The organism is Neobacillus sp. Soil_C_43, from assembly GCF_057656715.1.
The window spans coordinates 66783-86336 of sequence record NZ_JBDGJV010000004.1 but is presented as its reverse complement, the minus strand read 5'-3'; the positions used below and the strand labels follow the sequence as shown (position 1 = coordinate 86336).

The 19554-nt window shown below is 36.9% G+C and carries 21 protein-coding genes; 8 read left to right on the top strand and 13 right to left on the bottom strand.

Annotated elements, in window-relative coordinates; genetic code table 11:
• Positions 1 to 66: 66 nt before the first annotated feature.
• A complete protein-coding gene (locus AC3A54_RS07940) occupies positions 67 to 2361 on the bottom strand; it encodes a thiamine pyrophosphate-dependent enzyme (RefSeq protein ID WP_335548189.1) in 2295 nt (764 codons plus the stop codon).
• Positions 2361 to 3374: a 2-oxoacid:acceptor oxidoreductase family protein gene (locus AC3A54_RS07935; protein WP_335548187.1), complete on the bottom strand. Its 1014-nt coding sequence runs from the start codon at positions 3372 to 3374 to the stop codon at positions 2361 to 2363. The genes AC3A54_RS07940 and AC3A54_RS07935 overlap by 1 nt, the downstream gene beginning before the upstream one ends.
• Before the next feature lie 399 nt (positions 3375 to 3773).
• On the opposite strand from AC3A54_RS07935, the gene AC3A54_RS07930 reads away from it, so the two are divergent.
• Positions 3774 to 5510, top strand: a complete 1737-nt coding sequence (locus tag AC3A54_RS07930) for a B12-binding domain-containing radical SAM protein (protein WP_487654073.1) — start codon at positions 3774 to 3776, stop codon at positions 5508 to 5510.
• 22 nt (positions 5511 to 5532) lie between these two features.
• Here AC3A54_RS07930 and AC3A54_RS07925 read toward each other — a convergent pair whose 3' ends face one another.
• Both AC3A54_RS07925 and AC3A54_RS07920 read right to left on the bottom strand, forming a co-directional pair.
• A complete protein-coding gene (locus AC3A54_RS07925; RefSeq protein ID WP_487654072.1) occupies positions 5533 to 5652 on the bottom strand; it encodes a hypothetical protein in 120 nt (39 codons plus the stop codon).
• Entirely contained in the window at positions 5649 to 5813 is a 165-nt protein-coding gene (locus tag AC3A54_RS07920) for a hypothetical protein (protein ID WP_308080386.1), read from the bottom strand. Before AC3A54_RS07920 ends, AC3A54_RS07925 begins: the two co-directional genes overlap by 4 nt.
• A 133-nt stretch (positions 5814 to 5946) precedes the next feature.
• Here AC3A54_RS07920 and AC3A54_RS07915 point away from each other — a divergent pair, with 133 nt between their 5' ends.
• Both AC3A54_RS07915 and AC3A54_RS07910 read left to right on the top strand, forming a co-directional pair.
• On the top strand, positions 5947 to 6303 hold the full coding sequence (locus AC3A54_RS07915) for a DUF3905 domain-containing protein (protein ID WP_335527288.1): 357 nt from the start codon (positions 5947 to 5949) through the stop codon (positions 6301 to 6303).
• A 112-nt stretch (positions 6304 to 6415) separates the two neighbouring features.
• Positions 6416 to 6619: an alpha/beta-type small acid-soluble spore protein gene (locus AC3A54_RS07910; RefSeq protein ID WP_335544050.1), complete on the top strand. Its 204-nt coding sequence runs from the start codon at positions 6416 to 6418 to the stop codon at positions 6617 to 6619.
• A 41-nt stretch (positions 6620 to 6660) separates the two neighbouring features.
• Here the strand turns inward: AC3A54_RS07910 and AC3A54_RS07905 are convergent, their stop codons facing one another.
• The 4 genes from AC3A54_RS07905 to AC3A54_RS07890 all read right to left on the bottom strand — a co-directional run bounded on the left by AC3A54_RS07905 (position 6661) and on the right by AC3A54_RS07890 (position 10967).
• Positions 6661 to 7719, bottom strand: a complete 1059-nt coding sequence (locus AC3A54_RS07905; protein WP_487654071.1) for an anti-sigma factor domain-containing protein — start codon at positions 7717 to 7719, stop codon at positions 6661 to 6663.
• A complete protein-coding gene (gene sigI / locus AC3A54_RS07900) occupies positions 7716 to 8462 on the bottom strand; it encodes an RNA polymerase sigma factor SigI (protein ID WP_308080390.1) in 747 nt (248 codons plus the stop codon). Before sigI ends, AC3A54_RS07905 begins: the two co-directional genes overlap by 4 nt.
• Before the next feature lie 295 nt (positions 8463 to 8757).
• Positions 8758 to 9231, bottom strand: coding sequence for a hypothetical protein (locus AC3A54_RS07895; RefSeq protein WP_487654070.1), 474 nt, complete (start codon positions 9229 to 9231; stop codon positions 8758 to 8760).
• Between the two features lie 155 nt (positions 9232 to 9386).
• Positions 9387 to 10967 (bottom strand): peptide chain release factor 3, encoded by a 1581-nt coding sequence (locus tag AC3A54_RS07890; RefSeq protein WP_487654069.1) that lies wholly within the window; start codon positions 10965 to 10967, stop codon positions 9387 to 9389.
• A gap of 346 nt (positions 10968 to 11313) precedes the next feature.
• Here AC3A54_RS07890 and AC3A54_RS07885 point away from each other — a divergent pair, with 346 nt between their 5' ends.
• The 3 genes from AC3A54_RS07885 to AC3A54_RS07875 all read left to right on the top strand — a co-directional run bounded on the left by AC3A54_RS07885 (position 11314) and on the right by AC3A54_RS07875 (position 14157).
• The gene (locus tag AC3A54_RS07885; RefSeq protein ID WP_335544046.1) at positions 11314 to 11565 is read left to right on the top strand and encodes a hypothetical protein; all 252 of its coding nucleotides are present in this window, start codon (positions 11314 to 11316) and stop codon (positions 11563 to 11565) included.
• A 133-nt stretch (positions 11566 to 11698) separates the two neighbouring features.
• Positions 11699 to 13438 (top strand): AAA family ATPase, encoded by a 1740-nt coding sequence (locus tag AC3A54_RS07880; protein WP_487654068.1) that lies wholly within the window; start codon positions 11699 to 11701, stop codon positions 13436 to 13438.
• Positions 13439 to 13734: 296 nt separating this feature from the next.
• Positions 13735 to 14157, top strand: a complete 423-nt coding sequence (locus AC3A54_RS07875; RefSeq protein ID WP_487654067.1) for a YkvA family protein — start codon at positions 13735 to 13737, stop codon at positions 14155 to 14157.
• A 10-nt stretch (positions 14158 to 14167) separates the two neighbouring features.
• On the opposite strand, the gene AC3A54_RS07870 is transcribed toward AC3A54_RS07875, so the two are convergent.
• The 3 genes from AC3A54_RS07870 to AC3A54_RS07860 form a co-directional block, all read right to left on the bottom strand.
• Positions 14168 to 14719: a cell wall hydrolase gene (locus tag AC3A54_RS07870; RefSeq protein WP_487654066.1), complete on the bottom strand. Its 552-nt coding sequence runs from the start codon at positions 14717 to 14719 to the stop codon at positions 14168 to 14170.
• A gap of 166 nt (positions 14720 to 14885) precedes the next feature.
• Positions 14886 to 15029, bottom strand: coding sequence for a YjcZ family sporulation protein (locus AC3A54_RS07865; protein WP_308080397.1), 144 nt, complete (start codon positions 15027 to 15029; stop codon positions 14886 to 14888).
• 22 nt (positions 15030 to 15051) lie between these two features.
• On the bottom strand, positions 15052 to 15156 hold the full coding sequence (locus AC3A54_RS07860) for a YjcZ family sporulation protein (RefSeq protein ID WP_308080398.1): 105 nt from the start codon (positions 15154 to 15156) through the stop codon (positions 15052 to 15054).
• Positions 15157 to 15404: 248 nt separating this feature from the next.
• On the opposite strand from AC3A54_RS07860, the gene AC3A54_RS07855 reads away from it, so the two are divergent.
• Complete coding sequence (locus AC3A54_RS07855; protein WP_487654065.1) at positions 15405 to 16214, top strand: glycerophosphodiester phosphodiesterase; 810 nt, start codon at positions 15405 to 15407, stop codon at positions 16212 to 16214.
• A gap of 44 nt (positions 16215 to 16258) precedes the next feature.
• Here AC3A54_RS07855 and AC3A54_RS07850 read toward each other — a convergent pair whose 3' ends face one another.
• Both AC3A54_RS07850 and AC3A54_RS07845 read right to left on the bottom strand, forming a co-directional pair.
• A complete protein-coding gene (locus tag AC3A54_RS07850; RefSeq protein WP_487654064.1) occupies positions 16259 to 17089 on the bottom strand; it encodes an undecaprenyl-diphosphate phosphatase in 831 nt (276 codons plus the stop codon).
• Between the two features lie 195 nt (positions 17090 to 17284).
• Positions 17285 to 18466: a response regulator transcription factor gene (locus AC3A54_RS07845; RefSeq protein ID WP_487654063.1), complete on the bottom strand. Its 1182-nt coding sequence runs from the start codon at positions 18464 to 18466 to the stop codon at positions 17285 to 17287.
• A 482-nt stretch (positions 18467 to 18948) separates the two neighbouring features.
• Here AC3A54_RS07845 and AC3A54_RS07840 point away from each other — a divergent pair, with 482 nt between their 5' ends.
• Positions 18949 to 19554: a DUF6230 family protein gene (locus AC3A54_RS07840; protein WP_335544039.1), complete on the top strand. Its 606-nt coding sequence runs from the start codon at positions 18949 to 18951 to the stop codon at positions 19552 to 19554.

Genomic DNA, 19554 nt, shown 5'->3' with positions numbered 1-19554 from the left:
TTCTGTCAATAAGAAAAGCAAAAGAAAAAGCAAAGTGCACATGACACTTTGCTTTTTCGATCTAACTTATAGCATTGGACTTTCGTGTTTAGCTTTTAAACGCTGCCATCTTTTTTCTACTTCTGCTTCAAAATCTTCTAAGATTGGCTTGTTTTCATCTTTTAGCAAATGTTTGGTTTTACCCATATATTTTAACCAATCAGCCAGTGGAATTCGTTTGTTCTTTTCTTCTGGGTTATACGTAATTGTTGTAACCCCTTGCTCTACTTCATAAAGTGGGAAGAAGCAGGAATTTACAGCCGCTTCAATGATTGTTGCACCGTAACGGTCATCAGATTTCCAGTTAAGTGGACAAGTGATTAGAAGTTTTCCATACACCGTTCCGACATTTTGCGCATACCACTGTGCTTTTGCTCCCTTCTTGATAAGGTCTTGAGGGAATGCTTCTGAACCTGTAAATACGTAAGGAATATTAGTTGAAGCCATAATTTGCGCCGTGTCCTTATGATGGAAGGCTTTTCCTCTCTGTGTCTTACCAACTCCAGAAGTACTTGTCATATGTCCAATTGGTGTGGAATAGGACATTTGAGAGCCAGTATTCATGTAACCTTCATTATCATACTCAAGCATGATTAACTTATGTCCACGAAGAGCTGTACCGATGGCAGAACCCATTCCAATGTCCATACCGCCATCTCCGGTAATCATAACAAACGTAGCATCATCAGAAACTTGAATCTCACCACGGCGTTTTAATTCCATGAAAGCCTCCACTGTACCTGATAAGGTTGCAGCACCATTTTGGAACAAGTTGTGCATCATCGTTTGCTTATGAGATGTATGCGGATAAGCGGTTGTTGTAACATAAGCACAACCTGTTTGGAATAGAGTAACAATATCTCCTTCTATTCCTTTGAAGAATAACTCAAGGCCGGCAAAAATTCCACATCCAGGGCAAGCACCATGACCAGAAGCGATTCTCTTTGGTTTACCAGTAAGAGCTCGTAGCGGTGGGATTTTCACTTTTAACTTATTGGTTTCCTCATCCATTTTCACATCAATTAGACCGGATTTATATACATCTCCATGTTGCGGTAAAATAACCGGCTTAAGGATCTTTTCAGGGTTACCTGGGATATGACCATAGTAATCAAATGGTTTTTCGGCGTAGCCTTTCTCCATCGTTTCAATAGCCATTTCAAAGAACTTCTCAGCATCACTTGCATAGAAGTCTTTTCCTCCAAGACCGAAAACACGACTTAAAACAATTGTTTGATTATTACGGTCATCTTGAAGAGCAGATTTCACTTCATGTGTTAAATTCGGACCATTAGCTCCATATGAATCGGCACGTTCCCCAATTAATAAGGATTTCACGTTTTTAAGAGCTTCACGAATTTCCTTCGCAGGGAATGGGCGGATAATATTCGGACTAATGACTCCTGCCTTAATTCCCTTTGCACGAAGCTGATCAACGACATCCTTAGCTGATTCAGCTGCGGAATTTAATAAAAATAACGCCACTTCTGCATCTTCCATTTTATATAAGTCAAGAACTGGGTATTCTCTACCAGATAGTTTCGCATATTCAGCAGCTACTTCTTTAAATACCTCACCAGCATTATACATGGCTTCGGATTGCTGGAAATGATTATTAATAAAATCATCACCGCTCATATGTGCACCAATGGTAACTGGTTTTTTAGGGTCTCTAGCAAAATTGTAATCTGTTGGGCACTCCCCAACAAACTGTTGAACAACGCGACGATCCTTAAAGAATTCTACCCTACGCTTTTGATGTGAAGTGAAGAATCCATCATACGCTACAATAACTGGTAAGCGTACCTTTGAATGCTCGGCAATTTTCAGTGCCATAATATTCATATCATAGACAGCTTGCGGTGTTTTGGCTGTTAAAATAACCCAGCCAGTGTTTAATGCATAATAAAGGTCAGAGTGGTCTCCACGAATATCAAGTGGACCGCTGACGGAGCGTGTAACTAAATTCATTACCATTGGGAAACGAGTTCCTGATTGTACAGGAAGCTGTTCAATCATATATAGTAATCCATTTGCACTTGTCGCATTAAATACGCGAGCACCGGTAGCAGCAGCACCGTAGCAAATACCCGCTGAACCATGCTCACCATCTGCAGGGATTAATTTAATATCATGCTCGCCACGAGTTTTCATTTGGTCTAGGAATTGCGCTACCTCAGTAGAAGGAGTAATTGGGAAATACCCCATGATATGATAGTTGATTTGAGCTGCAGCCATTGCAGCCATTTCATTACCTGATTCAAAAGTTGAAATTTGTTCGGCCATCGCTTGAGTTGTTAATTTATCTTCTAAAGTTGCCATTAGAGACTACCTCCTGTAACATAAGGAAAGTTTTGCTTCACGCGGTTAGCGTCTGCATACCCAATCATTTCACGTAGATCTCCGAGCGCATCTGTTGGACATGCCTCCACGCATTTTAAACAGCCCTTGCAATATTGATAATCAATTCCCTTAAGGAACATTTGCTTTCTGCCGCGCTTATCTTCTCCTTCTTCCCAAACGAAACAGAAATCTGGACATACGTTGTCGCAGGCAGCACAATGTATGCATTTTTCTTGCTGGAATTCCGGAAGGAAACCTTGACGGGAACCACTTAAATCTTTAAAAATACTATTTGCTTGTGAAACTAAAACCCCTCCGATTTCCTGGGTTGTAAACCCTAGCATCGGAAGTGGACGAGTGAAGGCTTTACCCTCCGCCCCTTCTGGAACTTCATAGGTTTTAAATTTCACTTCATTATATCCACGATCAAACGTACGAATATTTGGTTCAACAAGATGAGGATATTTCTTTGTAAATGTTTTACGTATAACATCTCTCATTGATTCTGGATCTAAAAAGTCTAGTATCCGGTATAGAGCACCGAGCATCGCTGTATTTACTTTTGTTTTTTCTTCAACCGCAATACTTAAGGCATCAATAATGGCCAAAGTTCCATTTTCTAGTTGTAAATCCCTTTTTACTTCATCAAATTCTCTTTCTGTATTTACTAGAACTATTCCCTCAGCACCTAAGCCACTGACAACATTAACTGTCTTATATAGGGCTTCGTGGAAAACACCAACGATATGTGGCTGTTCAATTGGACTATGATCTCTAATTTCTACATCTGGTTCACAAAAACGGATAAAGCTCTTTACAGGAGAGCCCTTTTTTTCTGATCCATATGATGAAAAGTTGGAACCCTTCAACCCAAGACTAAGAACACCAGCTTCCGCCAACATTTTTCCAGCTAGGTTTGCACCTAAGCCTCCAATTGATTCAAGTCGAATTTCAAAAAATCCAAGTTCATTTTTTTTCGGTAAAATAGACATAATGTCCCTCCCCATTGTTAAAAAAGTATACACATGGCTCTTGAGCCTTTTGCGCTACACTTATTCGTTCATAAAAATACCTTTAAAATGTCATAAAAAATTAACTTCCCCACGATCATTGTAAGACATGCAAATATATTAAGCTGTGACAAAAGTCAAACATAAGAGAATTTTTTTGAAACACATTTATATTTTTCCGAAGAAACATTAATATGACTGAATTAATTAGAATTATACAATTATATAACAGCATTACATTTGTAATATAACAGCTTTAAGTTAGTGGATTATAAGAAGATAATATGGAGCCATAATCTTTCAGCCTGTTTGTCTGCTATCTTTTTGGTTGAAAATAAGATATAATTATTTTTTGTTTTATCATTGAAAAGGAGCCAGTTTATGAATGTAATTTGTTCTACATTGAATGCAAAGTTCATCCATACAAACCTTGCTATTCGCTATTTAAAGGCTTATGCCGCTCCCGAATTTACCATACAGCTCAAAGAATATACGATTAAGGACCCGGTTATGAACATTGTGTCAGACCTTTATCAATCCAAACCGGCCGTTATTGGTTTTAGTTGTTATATTTGGAACATTGAAGAAACACTCAAAGTAGTCAATATGCTTAAAAAAATTGACCCCTCTATTTTAATCGTCTTAGGGGGACCTGAAGTTACCTACGATACGATGGAATGGATGGAAAAACACTCTGAGGTCGATTTTATTGTAATCGGTGAAGGTGAACAAACATTTAAACAGTTACTCACAGAAATCGAAACGAATAATGATTATCGTAACGTTCCCGGTATTGCTTATCGTTCTCGGGATAGGGTTATCATAACCCCACAAATGAATAAGCTAGATCTTAAAGAGCTTCCGTCTCCCTACCGACTTCCTGAAGATATCCCTTACTTAGGTAAGCGGGTAACTTATATAGAAACTAGTAGAGGATGTCCATTTAGCTGCCAGTTTTGCCTCTCATCCATTGAGGTAGGGGTAAGGTATTTTGATAGAGAAAAAATTAAAGCTGATATACGGTATCTAATGGAAAACGGAGCAAAAACGATTAAATTCGTTGACCGTACCTTTAATATAAGCCGTAGCTATGCCATGGAAATGTTCCGTTTCTTAATTGATGAACATCTACCTGGAACAGTTTTTCAATTTGAAATAACTGCCGATATTATGAGGCCGGAAGTAATTGAATTCCTTAACCAAGAGGCACCAAAAGGTCTTTTCCGATTTGAAATCGGGGTTCAGTCTACAAATGACTATACGAATGAATTAGTCATGCGGAAACAAAACTTTGCCAAGCTTACCAGAACGGTAACAATGGTAAAGGAAGGAAACAAAATCGATCAGCATCTGGATTTAATTGCAGGATTACCTGAAGAGGATTATGCATCTTTCCGAAAAACCTTTAACGATGTTTTTGAGATGAGGCCCGAGGAATTACAATTAGGATTCTTAAAAATGCTTCGCGGCACTGGAGTTCGATTGCGTGCTGAACAACATCAATATGTATACATGGACCATTCTCCATATGAAATTCTAAGCAACAACGTCCTTTCCTTTGACGATATTGTAAGGATTAAACAAGTTGAAGATGTACTAGAAAAATATTGGAATGACCATAGGATGGATCATACAGTTGAATACTTGGTCAAAAATGTTTTTCCTTCTCCATTTGATTTCTTTCAAGAGTTTGGCAGCTATTGGGATGAACGCGGCTGGTCAAGAATTGGTCATCAGCTAGAGGACTTATTCCGTAGGTTATATTCTTTCCTTGAACAAAAAGAAGTGAAGAACCTTGATGTAGTTGCAGATTTAATGAAATATGATTATTTAATCAATCATAAATACAAACCAAGAAAACCTTGGTGGGAAGCAAGCTATGATAAAAATAGTCGAACAGAGTTATATAAAAAGTTTATTGAGAACCCTAACCTCTTAGGAAAAGATTTTATTGATTTAAACCTTGAGGAAAAGGAATTATTTAAACACACGATGCTGGAAGAAATTTCCTTAGATTTAAAAGGTTATTTAGCAACGGGCGAAATCAAAAAACAGCCTTCCTGTTTATTGGCTTATTTCGACCCTACAAAAAATCGAACGCTTATATTTACAACCTAACGATAAGCCGGGAGAACCCGGCTTATTTATTTTTTTTATTGGACTTTTTTGTTTCGTAAAGCGACTTCCCATTTACGTCTCCATATTCAACACTAAATTCCTCAACTGGTATACGCGGAGGAGTTTTTCTACGACTTTTCATTCACTTCTACCCTTCTTGCCTTGTTTAGAATTGCGATTTGCTCCTCTAATTGCGTTGTTGTTGTCGGCAAATTCAGCTGAGAATTCACTTTCCTGAACATTTTTATGAGGTGTTTTAGAATATTTGGTAACAGCATCAAATTCTGCTTTACGCTTTGCCATACAGAAACCCTCCTAAAAGTTAATTAGTACAGATATAGTTTTAACAAAATACGTTCATTCCTTTCCTTCCTTATTTTTCATAAATAAAAAAAAACTACAGGCAGAAAATAATAGTTAAAAGGAGTGATGAGTGATGAAACATTCTAAAGATACAAAACCGTCAATTGAAGACGTTGCAATTAACGAAACCATGCCACATCAAATAAATGCTCCAAGCTTTGAAGGAACTGGAATAAAGATGGAGGACCCCTTTGTCAACAAACATGGCGTTACGATCGGAGACAGTTTATACGCTTCTAAAAACTCACCATTAGAAAATTGGTCCAAGGATACAGACCCATCAATTATGGCTGGTGATGAATGGGTTCACCCAACGAATGATATTGGGTGGAATACAACCGAAAATCGGGAATTACTGGAAAGTAAACGAAAGCCACAGGCTGTTCCATTTATGCACCCTTCAAAGGATGTAAGTAAAGGGACAGACTAGAATTTAATATCCAATTACGAAAAACATTTCCACTCATGAAAACGATAAAAAAATTAAATAATACTTTTACAGAGGAAAGAAGCCTCTGGAGAAAAGAAGGAGTTGAATTGGAATGGCTAACAGCAGCAATAAACTACTAGTACCTGGAATTGAACAGTACCTAGATCAGGTTAAATATGAAATAGCTCAAGAGTTTGGCGTTCAATTGGGTTCAGATACAGTTTCAAGAGCAAATGGTTCCGTTGGCGGAGAAATTACTAAAAGGCTGATTCAACAAGCACAAGCCCAACTTTCCGGAAATTTCACGAAAGAATAATTTCATACAAATGGAAAAAAGTCCGGTTTTAATACCGGACTTTACTTATTTTTATTATTATTATTTTTATTGCTGTCATTATTACCATGATTATTACTATGATAATTTTCCTTTTCTCTCTGACTTGATTCCTTTTGCTCTTTAGTCTTGCCCTGTGTATTCGTTTGTTTCTTGTATTGACCTTGATTTTGCTTTAACTTTTCCTCTTCTACCCTTTTCAGATATCCAGGAGAAATCGCGTTTTTACCCAAATTACTCTTTTCACTTACATTACCATTAACAGACTCGTTAACGCTATTTTCTGTTTGCTTTTTTTGTTGTCCTGGAGGCATAGAATTATTAACAGTTGGAGATTGAGCCGGTATATTACTTTTTTCTTTTGTACCTTCTTTAGTCTTTACATTATCTAGCTTGGAATGATCTCTATAGGTCTGAAGTTTTTCTTCTTGGTACTTCCCAGCAGTCATACCTTGCTTATGCGCTTTTTGTAATTGCTTTTCAGTGGCCGTTAAAACTATTACTTCTACCTTTTCTTTATTAACAGTTTCTTCAATCTTATCTAATTTCCTCTGAAGTTGATCCTCTACTTTTTGTTCAGGTTGTTCAATTCGAACAGTAGAAATAAGGACTTGGTGATGTTCTTCTAAATATCCAGCCTTTTTCATTTCAGAAAGAATAGCCTTTGTTATTTCAGAAACATCCTCTTTCTTCCAATCTTTAAGGTGTGAAATAATCTCTTTTCCCTCTTTATTGTAGCCAGTTAGTTCCACAACCTTCATTTGTTTGTTCACACCAAGTTCAACACTTGGATTTACATCAATAGACATGTAGGCATAGGCCTTATTATTTTGATACGAAGGAATAAATGTTCCGATAAAAAGGAAAAGTGCTGCCATAACGGCCCATGCAGTTTTTAACTTAAACATATTTTTAATTGAACGTTTTGTTTTAAATCCAATCACACTTTCAATCGGAAAAAAATAAATTTCTTCTCCCAGAGAATAGGGCTGATTTTGTTTTCTTGATTGTAAAAACTCACCTTCGGGGGTTAAAAGCGTTAAAAAGCCTTCATTTATTTCCATTATAATTCCCTTTTTCATGTCTCTAACACCCCCTTAATATAATCCTTCATGTAAACATAATCACTCGATAAGATAAGAGCAATTGCTATAATATATTTCCTATTCCGCTCGATTGTCTTTCTGCTCACATTAACCATTGTTTCAAGTTGCTTAATAGGAAGACGTTTCTTTTCAAGTAAAAAATTCTTTAATTCCTGGTCAGCTACTAACAATTTGGCTGCGAGGATGGCATTCCTCCTGGCATCCACATGCTTCGGAGAATTTTCAACTAAATCACTAAAACTTAAATCAAAAGTTATTAATAGGTTTTGAAAATGAATAATTTCATCTTTTCTTAATTGTTCATCATTCTTTTTATGATAATCATCAAGAGAAAGCTCATTAACAATAATGGTTCCTGCTGTTTCCTCATCTTGGGCTGAATTAGTTAAATCAATACTAATATGTTGATTTTTAGTTTGTTTACGTATATAGTCAATGACTCTTCTTTTAATGATTACTTCAGAAAAACTTAACAACGAGCTTCCACGTTCTGGGGAATATTTTTCAATCGCTTCATTGAATGCAATAAGCCCTATGCTAAATTCATCATCAGTTTCATAGATATATCGTCTACATACGGAAGATACAGTCTTTGCAATAAAAGGTTTGTAGGCATCAATAATTTCGTCCAGTAGATACTGGTCGCCCTGTTGAATTTGAAGGACGGTTTCCTCCAAGGTTCTTTTTTTCTTCTTGGCCATAAACAATAAACTTAGCATTTGCTCACCTCTATTCGACCAATTATAACATACGAACGTTACCTTGGACTTTATGGGGGTAAAGCAATGTCAAAAAGATAACTCCAAGAATGGCTATCTTTTCCTTACTTATTGTTTAGGCTGGAACATAGTTATTATGTTAAATACGATCTGAACATCCCTCATTCTTTCGTTTATTGCGATCGCCTTTTCACTACATTATTACGTGACAGCTTAGACAGTTTTGGGGGTTTATTAAAAAATTTTCCCAAATAAAAAGCTTTAAATCAGATTATGCTGATCTAAAGCTCGTCCATTAACCCATTTGATTTTTGTTAAAAAAAGCCAATAAGTATTTAAAAAGAAATCCAACTAGTAACCCAGGAATTAAAAACAGCATTGGTAAAAAAACTGGACCGGGATGAATTTGAAAAATGGATACTTTAGGTGACACCATTAAACCAACCGTGACAAAATAAGCACAAGATACAAATGGCAAAAAAGAATATCTTTCATTATCAGGCATCGCAGAACGGTAGCCATCCCACATAGAAAACATATAAATACATGGATAGAACATAAGCCATTGATAGTCTATAACCGCTTCAGCCTTTTTGATTTCACCTAGGAAGCTGTACATAATCGCTCGGTTAAATCTGCTCATAACATTCACAACTATTTCTAATATGACAAACAACACGCCTTTAAAATATTGACCAATGATTAATTGGCTGAAACCTGGAAACGCTATATTCCATAAAACGGCCTCTAATCTGCTCAACTTTTTCATAGTGATATCCCGCTTCTTTAGGCTTTTTTTAAGTAAATAACTGTTCAATATAGCTTATCCAGTCTGATGCCAAATTAACAGGCTTGAACATAGATTTTCCCAACTTTATGTAAAAAACAGCGTGGATTATTTTCCCGCTGCTTTTTGAGTTTATTCTATTCGTGTTGATCCATAGGATTATATAATTTAACCGTAGGATTTTTCTCTTGGAACCATCTAAGGGCAAAGTCATTTTCAAATAAGAATACATAATGATCAAAGCGATCTTTTACCAGCATACTCCGTGAGCTTGATAAATTTTCATCCACTACATCACCCTCTACCCAACGGGCAATCTTTGAACCCACTCGTTCCATCAATACCTCGGCATTATATTCATTTCTCATCCGATGTTCAAAAACCTCAAATTGTAACTGTCCAACTGCACCTAGAAGGTACTCTTCCATCCTAACTGTTTTAAATAGCTGGATCGCACCTTCTTGAACAAGTTGCTGAATACCTTTATAAAAGGATTTTTGCTTCATTACGTTTTTGGCTGAAACCCTGACATACAATTCTGGTGTAAATTGAGGCAGTCTTTCATATTGAAAATTGTCCTTACCTGTTGTAAGGGTGTCACCAATCTGGTAGGTCCCTGTGTCATACAGCCCAATAATATCACCACTAACTGCCTCATCAACTGTATTTCTTTCTTCAGCCATAAATGAGGTAGATTGAGAAAGCTTGAGTTGTTTTCCTAAGCGCGGTATATTAACGGTCATTCCCCTTTCAAATTTACCAGAACACACGCGGATAAAGGCAATCCTATCCCGATGTGCTGGATTCATGTTTGCTTGAATTTTGAAAACAAAACCTGAAAATTGTTCTCCTAGCGGATCAATTTCTCCTACCGAAGAATTACGTGCTTTTGGTGGTGGCGCAAATTGCAAGTAAGACTCTAGAAACGTCTGTACACCAAAGTTTGTTAATGCACTTCCAAAGAACACTGGCGTCAGGGTTCCATCTGCAATTTTCTCTGCTGAAAATTCATTACCCGCTTCATTAAGAAGCATAATTTCATCTAATGTTTGATCGTAAAGCCCCGATGATTTTAACGGATGATCGCCCGCTATTTCACCTTCATTAGTTAAGGGAATAAATCGTTCGTCATCATTTACACGAAATTGTTCTACACGATTATTAAATCGATCATAGATACCAAGGAATTCTTTTCCCATTCCAATTGGCCAATTCATTGGATATGATTCGATACCCAAGACCTCTTCTAACTCCGCAAGAAGCTCAAGTGGTGATTTCCCTTGACGGTCAAGCTTATTCATAAACGTAAAAATTGGAATACCACGCATGCGACATACTTTAAATAGTTTAAGCGTTTGTTCCTCAATCCCTTTTGCAGAGTCAACAATCATCACTGCACTATCAACAGCCATCAACGTTCTATACGTATCTTCACTGAAATCCTGGTGTCCAGGGGTATCCAGAATATTGACTCGGAAATCGTCATAATCGAATTGCATTACACTGGAAGTGACGGAAATCCCACGTTGCTTTTCAATTTCCATCCAGTCACTGGTAGCAAACTTACCTGTCTTTTTAGCCTTTACTGTCCCTGCATCACGAATGGCTCCACCAAATAATAATAATTTCTCCGTTAGTGTCGTTTTTCCGGCATCCGGGTGGGAAATAATCGCAAATGTTCGGCGCGACAATACTTCTTCTTTAAAATTGTTACCCATCTTGTCTTCCTCTCTTTTGACAATAAGAAAAGCGCAAGCGCCTTGTTCAGCCCCGACAGGCAAATGTTCTTCGGCAAGAAAAGTCCGCCTTTTGACTTTTATTGCCGAAGGTTATTTGACCCAAGGGGCTAGGCGCTGGAGCTGGACAATTGTCGAAGTCAAATTTTATACATTCTTATTATGATTTAAATTTTTTGTCCATAAGTTCAATCTTATCTCTCAAACGTGAACTTTGCAATATTTCAATTCACCTGCTTTCATTATTTCTTTTATCCAGTTAAGGAAAAGAATATAATGTAGGTAAGCGGTTATTTAATGCCGTTAATGTTCGTATTTGGGAGGAACTATGGATACTACAACAATCGACTTAGATTTATTACGCAAAGCCTTTGAAGCTGTCCTAATGCAGAATAACGTGTCCTTCAAAAAAATTGGTATCGCCGAAGAAGGAGAGCAACTATTATTTTTGTATGAAGGAAAGGACGAAAAAGTTCATGTTTTTAAATGGAGTAAAGCATCTAGTGCAGGTGTAAGTATTGGTGTACTTGCTCAAAGTGTATTAATGCCAATTATTCCTCATCTTCGCTTATTATCCTAATTAATATTGAGGCTGACTGTTATGTTAGCCTCTTTTTTTAGCTTCAATGTTTGCTCTTCCACTGATTCCCACATCCATTTTATTGGAAATCATTCTATAATAGAGTCTGACTCTGTTATAGGAGATGAAAAATATGAACAAAAGTAAAAAAATAGTTTCCAAGTTTATACCGCTGTTCACAGCGTTACTCATAATTATTGGCGGTATCGTTTGGTTTGTTCAATCGACTAATAATGAGATTGCGATCCCTTTCTCTTCAGTAGAAGAAACAATTAAAGCACAACAGGGAAAGTCCGTTACCCTCATAGAACAACCTGATGGCAGTCTTTATTTAAAAGCTGGTAAAGAGGAATACACTTCACATATTCCACCTAACAGCCACATGGTAGAAAAACTAGTTGAAAAATATAATATTGAATATTCCTATACTACAAGTAGCCCTTACGGAAAATGGGTAATGCTCGGTGTGATTTTGTTACTAACTGGTGCTGCTATTACCCTTCAAAAAACAAAAGGCGGCTTCGGCCTGACTAACTCAATGAAAAGCAGTGTGGCTAAATCCCGCCCTTTACCGACAATTAGTCTAAAAGACGTTGGTGGACTTGGCGAAGAAATGAAAGAAGAAATACTACAAACTCTTTCTACATTGAAAGAGCCAGATCGTGCATTAAAATTAGGAATTAAACCACCAAAAGGAATTTTGTTGTATGGTCCTCCTGGGACTGGTAAAACATTGTTAGCACAGGCAATTGCTCGTGAACTAAATGCTTCTTTCTTCTCATCGAGTGGTTCAGCTTTTAATGAACTATTTGTAGGTGTAGGTGCAAGTCGCGTCCGTTCATTATTCCAAACAGCAAGAAAACATGCTCCTGCAGTTATTTTTATTGATGAAGTAGATGCACTAGCAGGGAGACGGAAAGCACATGGCGGCGAGGAAGCCGAAAAAACCTTAACTGAACTCCTTGTTCAGCTTGACGGTGGTCATGTAAATGATGGTATTTTATTTATCGCTGCTACTAACAGGAAAGACATGCTGGATGAAGCCTTTCTTCGCCCAGGCAGAATTGACTTCTCGTTCCATGTCCCACTGCCAGACACAAATGGAAGAAGAGAAATCATTAATATCCATACTCGGGGCAAAGCTCTAGGAGAAGATGTTTATTCTTCTTTAGATGATTTAGCAGAGAGTACATCTGGTTTTTCTGGCGCAGAGTTACAATCCCTATTTGAGACAGCAAGTAGACGAGCTGTTCGAAACGGTCAAGATAGAATGCAAAAACAAGATCTTGACTACGCCTTAGACCGAACCATCCTTGGAAGTACCTCTCGTACATTGAAGGACCAGGAAACAAAACGGAGGGTTGCCATCCACGAAGCTGGTCATGCAATTGTTGCTTCGTTAACAAAGCCTGGTTCTGTCAGAAAAGCCACGATTATTCCACGTGGAGAAGCACTTGGATATGTGGCACCGATTCCACAAGAACTTCACTTATCAACATACACTGATTTGCTTGACCGTGTTGCCATGGTGTTAGCCGGTGGTGTTGCCGAACGATTGATTCTGGGTGAACATAGTATTGGTGTGAGCGGAGACGTACAGCAGGCAAAACAACTCGTTGAACAAATGGTTGATACAGGCTTGCTTGAAGATGGTTTCACTTTGACTTTTAATAAATCAGATAAAGAAGCTAAAATGCAGGAACTTTTTGCAAAAGGCTTAGAAAAAGCAGAAAGCCTTATTAAAGTTCATCAATATCAGTATCATCAATTAGTTGATGCATTATTAAAGAACGAAACACTAGAAGGTTCAGAAGTGGAAGCCATCGTATGGAATTCCACGAAATCAAATGTTGATAACCTCGTATTAGCTTAAAAGAGACTGACTTTAAAATCAGTCTCTTTTATTTTTTTGGCTTTGTTAAACTTGCCTGTTGATTTCCGCTCCAGGCACTTCGCTTTCCGTGGGTGTTTCGGCGAGCCTCCTCGGCGCATACGCCTGCGGGGTCTCCCCTGAACCATACTCCCACAGGAGTCTTCGTGCCTTCCGCTCCAATCAACAGGGTGTAAAAATCAACATTGTTCTTAAACACAGCCATTTTTTTGGAAGTTTTGATTTATGATTTCCGTGGTAAACTATAGTGAAAATCCTGAATAAGGGAAGTGATGGGCTTGTTCGGTAAAAATTTCTTTTTCGAAAAGGAACAACAAGTTTACAACAAGGAAGCACGGAACTACATTGACAACCCGAAAAAAACACTTGGATTGCTTAATAAAGCAATGAGAATGGCAAATGAGAGGAAAGAAATTTTAGGGGAAGCACAAGAAAAGCTTCAGTTATTTTTTGATTTGATTAAAGCCTACTCTAAAGGTGAATATAAAGATGTTTCAAATGGTACCATTGTTACGGTTATCGGGGCTATTCTGTATTTTGTATCTCCACTTGATTTTGTTCCTGATTTTATCATTGGTTTAGGAATTATAGACGATGCAGCTGTAATTGGCTATACATTAAAAAAGATTAGCAAAGAATTAGAAGGCTTCCAAAGATGGAAAAATCTCTCGGTAAATAACAAAAACCCGCTCGATTTATAGCGGGTTTCTCTTAAGTGGCAAAGCGATGGTTTCCTATTTCTTCTGTAACAGGTCTTGTACGCAGCCATCTACTGTCCGTCTCATCAGGATTGAAAAAGTAAAGTGCATCCGTTACTTCTCCATCTTTATGAATTGCTTCATCTACTGCTTTTTTTGCTTCTTCACCTGCTGGTTTATTAATCATCCCATTATCAACGGGTTGAAATTGTTTATCTTGATAAATAACCTGCTGAATAGAATCTGGAAATTGTTCACTTTCTAAACGGTTAAGCACAACTGCTGCGACAGCAACCTTACCTTGATATGATTCTCCCTTCGCTTCAGCTGTCACTAACCTTGCTAACAAGTCCTTTTCTTTCTCAGTAATTTTCATTTTTATTAATTCATCTTTTGAATTACCGTATTGATTAGATATTTCCCTTAACGTTTCACGTTTGGTAACTTTATGAGCTTTCGTTTTATCGAGATTTTTAGCATTAACGTTTAAAGGTAAATTAAGATTATTCAGCAGGATGAAGAAGATGATGACAGTTAATAAAAAAGAAACAATACGCTTCATCATTATTATGTCCCCCTTTATCCTATAATTTTTTCAACCCATTAACCGTAACATGAATCTAAAGCTTGTCCAACCTCAAAAACTTTCCATGGAAAAAAAGGAAAAGCAAGGAAATATCCTTGCTTTTCGATATGTGGACACTTATAAAATGCCTCATATTCATTTTTTTCTACCATCTAAAGCAAGCTGCACCTACAATGATTAAAAGGATAAATAATACGACGATTAAAGCAAATCCGCCGCCAAAACCACATCCACCACCATAACCTACTCCACAACCGCCAAATCCGCCACCATAGCCATATCCAAACATTTAAATTCCTCCTTTTATAATATTAATAGAATGGGGTACACCAAGAAGCACCAATAATGATTAACAAAATAAATAAAACGACTAGTAGGGCAAATCCGCCGCCATAGCCACCTACTGCACCAGACATTTACATTACCTCCTTTTCTTAATTCCATATATCTATATTCACCTAGATAAAAATGTGCGATAGACATATATCCCTATTCGTACATTTTGAATAAAAAGAATAAGCCCAATATTAATGTACAAGGCAGATCTCACAGTAGTATGTCTGTCCGTTATTTCTGTTCAAATGAAGAAAACCATCAGAAAGTTGACATTTATTATCATTTTTCTTACCATGTTCACAAATCATAATAGTTAGGAGCCAATCGTTTGAGGTCAATTGCAACAATTATACTCTTCTTATTTATGGTGGCTTATCGTATGGTAAGCGGGATAACCAAAGAACGGAGAGGTCATTCTTTTATAAAAATAGGTCATCGAGGAGCAGCTGGATATTGTCCGGAGAATACTTTTGCATCCTTTAACAAGGCATTAGAGCTGGGATCTAATTACCTTGAAATCGATATTCAGATGACAAGGGATGGTGAATTAGTTATTATCCATGACCCAACAGTTAACCGTACAACCAATGGAAAAGGAAGAGTAAGGGATTTTACCTTAGAGGAACTTCAGTCACTGGATGCAGGAAGCTGGTTTCATTCGGAATTTTCTAAGGAACGGATTCCTTCATTTAACGAATTTCTAAATACCTATGCTGGAAAGGTTGGATTATTAATTGAGTTAAAAAAGCCAAACTTATATCCAGGTATAGAAGAGAAAATAGCTAATGAACTATTAAAAAGAGACCTTGCTTCTGGGGACAATAATCAAATCATCGTTCAATCCTTTGATCAAATCTCAATGAAACGTTTCCATTACCTTCTTCCCAAGATTCCAATTGGGATATTAATAAAGAAAACAAAGATTAACGGATTGTCAAATAAAGAATTAGAATCCTACGTAAACTTTGCTACCTATGTCAATCCTAAGATTACTATGGTTAACAAGAGACTTATTAGGCGAATTCATCAACATGGGTTTAAAACGATGGTTTGGACAGTGAATAAAAGAAGTGAGAAGAATTTGTTAAAGTATTATTCTGTAGATGGTATGATAAGTGACTATCCAGATTTACTGTAATAAAAAAGACAGCTCCCCATTTGGGTATTAGCTGTCTTTTTTCACTAAAAGAAAATTAGATAAATAACTATAGCTAGTACAATTCGATATATTGCAAATGGTAAAAGCTTAATTTTATCAATCAACTTTAAGAAAAAGCGAATAGATAATAACGCAAAAATAAATGCACTAATAAATCCAGCAATAAAAAACGGAAGAGAATCCATAGTCATATATTGCCAGTTTTTTAACAATGAAAGGAAACTTGCTCCAGCCATAATCGGTACAGCCATAATAAAAGTAAAGTCAGCTGCGGCGCGGTGACTCATCCCCATTAAAACACCACCGGATATCGTTGAACCTGAACGGGAGAAACCTGGCCAAAGTGAGAAACATTGAAAAAGTCCTATTGCTAACGCTTGTCCATATGAAATTTCGTCAACTGATTGTACTTTTGGATTTTTTGGTCCAATTAAATCAGCAAGAATCATAAACACAGCCCCAATGACTAACCCAATCAAAACAGTCGCTGTGGAAAACAAATGATCGTCAATATAATCATTAAAAAGGACACCTAATACACCTGCAGGAATTAAGCCGACAATCACTTGGGTTAATTTAAGACGGCTTTGTTTCTCCACGTGTCCCTTTCTGAATCGTCCTAAGCCTAACAAGTCAAAAAATCGTTCCCAAAAAGTGACGACAACTGCGAGGATAGAACCAAGTTGGATTACCACTTTAAAGGTATTAGCCCCGTGCTGTGTTAAAAACTTTTCAGATTGAAGCCATAAATCATCAACAATAATCATGTGCCCAGTTGAAGAAACTGGTGCAAATTCGGTTGCACCCTCTACAAGTCCCAAGATAATTGCCTTAATAAACAAAAGTAATTCCATGTTGTTAACTTCTCCTTACTTTTATTGCTTTAGAATGTTTAGTTATGACAAATAACTCCCCCATTTTACTCACTTATTAAGTGAATAGCAATAATTTTTTCGTATATAGTTTTTTGCTCCACTTTAGTATAACGTGGTTTGATCTATAATAGTTTCAGGTATTTTCTCCCAAATTCAACATGTTGTTTTTCTTTCTTATTGTATAATTCCCATTCTTATTGCCTTTACTGCTACTTCAGTCCTGTTTTGTGCATTCAGCCTTTTCATGATATTGGAAATATAGTCTCTTACGGTAAATTCACTTAAATAAAGCTTTAATGCCGCCTCAGCTGTTGATGCTCCGTCTGCGAGAAGCTTGATAATTTCAATTTCTCTTGGAGATAAGGAGATTACTTCACCTTCTGGTGATTCCGGCTTTTTAATATCCGCTTCAATAAATTTTGATAAAAGTTCTCCAGAGCTTTGGCCGAATTTCATTAATGCTGGGAATAGACTTGTATCCACTGTGAATCGCTTCTCAGGTCCTTTATCTAATACGACTCCACCAATAATTTTCCCCTCTTCGGGAACATAAATAGGGACAATGATTAAAGAAGTAAGTTGAAATTTCTTTACATATTTTTCAGGCAATGCTTTTTCAGCTAAAGGAATATAAATAGGCTGGAAATTTTTCATCTCGTGGCCCTGTGACTTTAATTTCACCAGACTCTCGTTAAGCACTGGAATATTACTAATTTTTTCTGCAATGGCTTGAATTTCTTCTGTATTAAGATGGTGACCAAATAAACCAACGCCAACACTTTCTTTATTGGTAAATTTAAATAAGGCACATCGTTCAAAAGGAAGAAAATAACCAAATCCAAAGGAAATATTTTCAACTGACTCTTGGAAGTTTTGAGAGCGGATAATCCATTCATTAAATAAAATAACAGCATCCTTCCAAATACTGCAGTTCTCCTTTTCTGATTGGAATAACATCACTTCACCAATCTTGGAGAATAGATAATGTACCGATGGATGTAGCTTCGAGGAGGATTCAATCCTTGATTTTAAAACTTTGTGAGCTGCATTTTCTAACAAGTTCAAATGAAAGATTAACGCCTCTGGTTCAGGACGCCTGCCAAAATGGGCATACCAATCATCTTGTAATTTGTCTAACATCAGGTAGATATCAACCGTCTCATCATTAATAAGCTGGAACGACTTCACTAAGAAACCACTGATAAATTCAAAAACTGCAGCTGATTTTTTTCTGGTATTTTTTAGGGATTGAAGCATTAATCTCCATTCCTCAATCAGATCTATTTGATAATGGTTTAACATTTTAACAGCATCATTTAAAAGATTATCCAAATGGCGGTTTAATGACTTGGACATTCCTAACACACTCCATTCAATGAACATCTACGCTGTTATTTTTTAGTAATAGGCTCTGCTAAACTTGCCTGTTGATTTCCGCTCCAGGCACAAGCGGTTCGTGGGTGTTTCGGCGAGCCTCCTCGGCGCTTGCGCCTGCGGGGTCTCCCCTGAACCATACTCCCACAGGAGTCTTCGTGCCTTCCGCTCCAATCAACAAGGTGTAAAAATCAACACTGTTCTTTAACACAGCCTAGTAATAATATCATAGATTGTATCTATACATAATTCATCGAATCACGCCAAAATTCCTGCTGTTATTCAATGAATTTCTCTTTTTCGCAGGATAATGTTCTTATTTCCTTACAAAGCAGTAGGATAAACTTCCTACAAATGTAGGGATTTCTTAATTTACTAACTTATCTTAAAATTGTGACGAGTGGTGTAAGCATTTACATTTTTAAATACTTACCTTTCAAAACAATAATAAAGGAGGAAAGAGAATGAATTTAGGAGCAGAAGCAGTCATTATTGGAGGACAAACGGTCAAAAAGAAACTAATGTTTGCATTATTAGGTGGATTTTTATTTTTAGGTTCTTTGTTAGCAATTTTTGGTATTACCGGTGTGGCTGTAGCAGCACCATTAAGCGGATTTGGTGAATTTACTGTCAAGTTCGACAAAATGGTTGGGGAAAACTTTCAACTATATGGTGGGGTTGCTGATGGTGCAACAACAAAAAATAATCCTGTTGCAGTTAACGCAATTGACAAGGCAACGATAAACGGATTAGAAATTTCCAAAGCGATCCCAGCACTTGGGATTCGAGTTGTTATTTCTTCTGATAAACCAGTTGTCATTAATGGACTCCTTCAAAAAGCTACCATGGTAAATGGTGATGCTAAGTTTGAAAACCTTACAATGTCCGAAAATTATATCGGAGATTATGATTTAACTGACCCAAAACAAAGAATGGAAGCACTGGCTAAAGAATTTACACAAAGTGCAAATACCATTACAATAGAAAACGGTAATTTACAAACATTATACCTTTTCCAAAAAACTGTAAGTCTCCCTGGAATGAAGGTTTACTTCGAAAAACTAAACTAA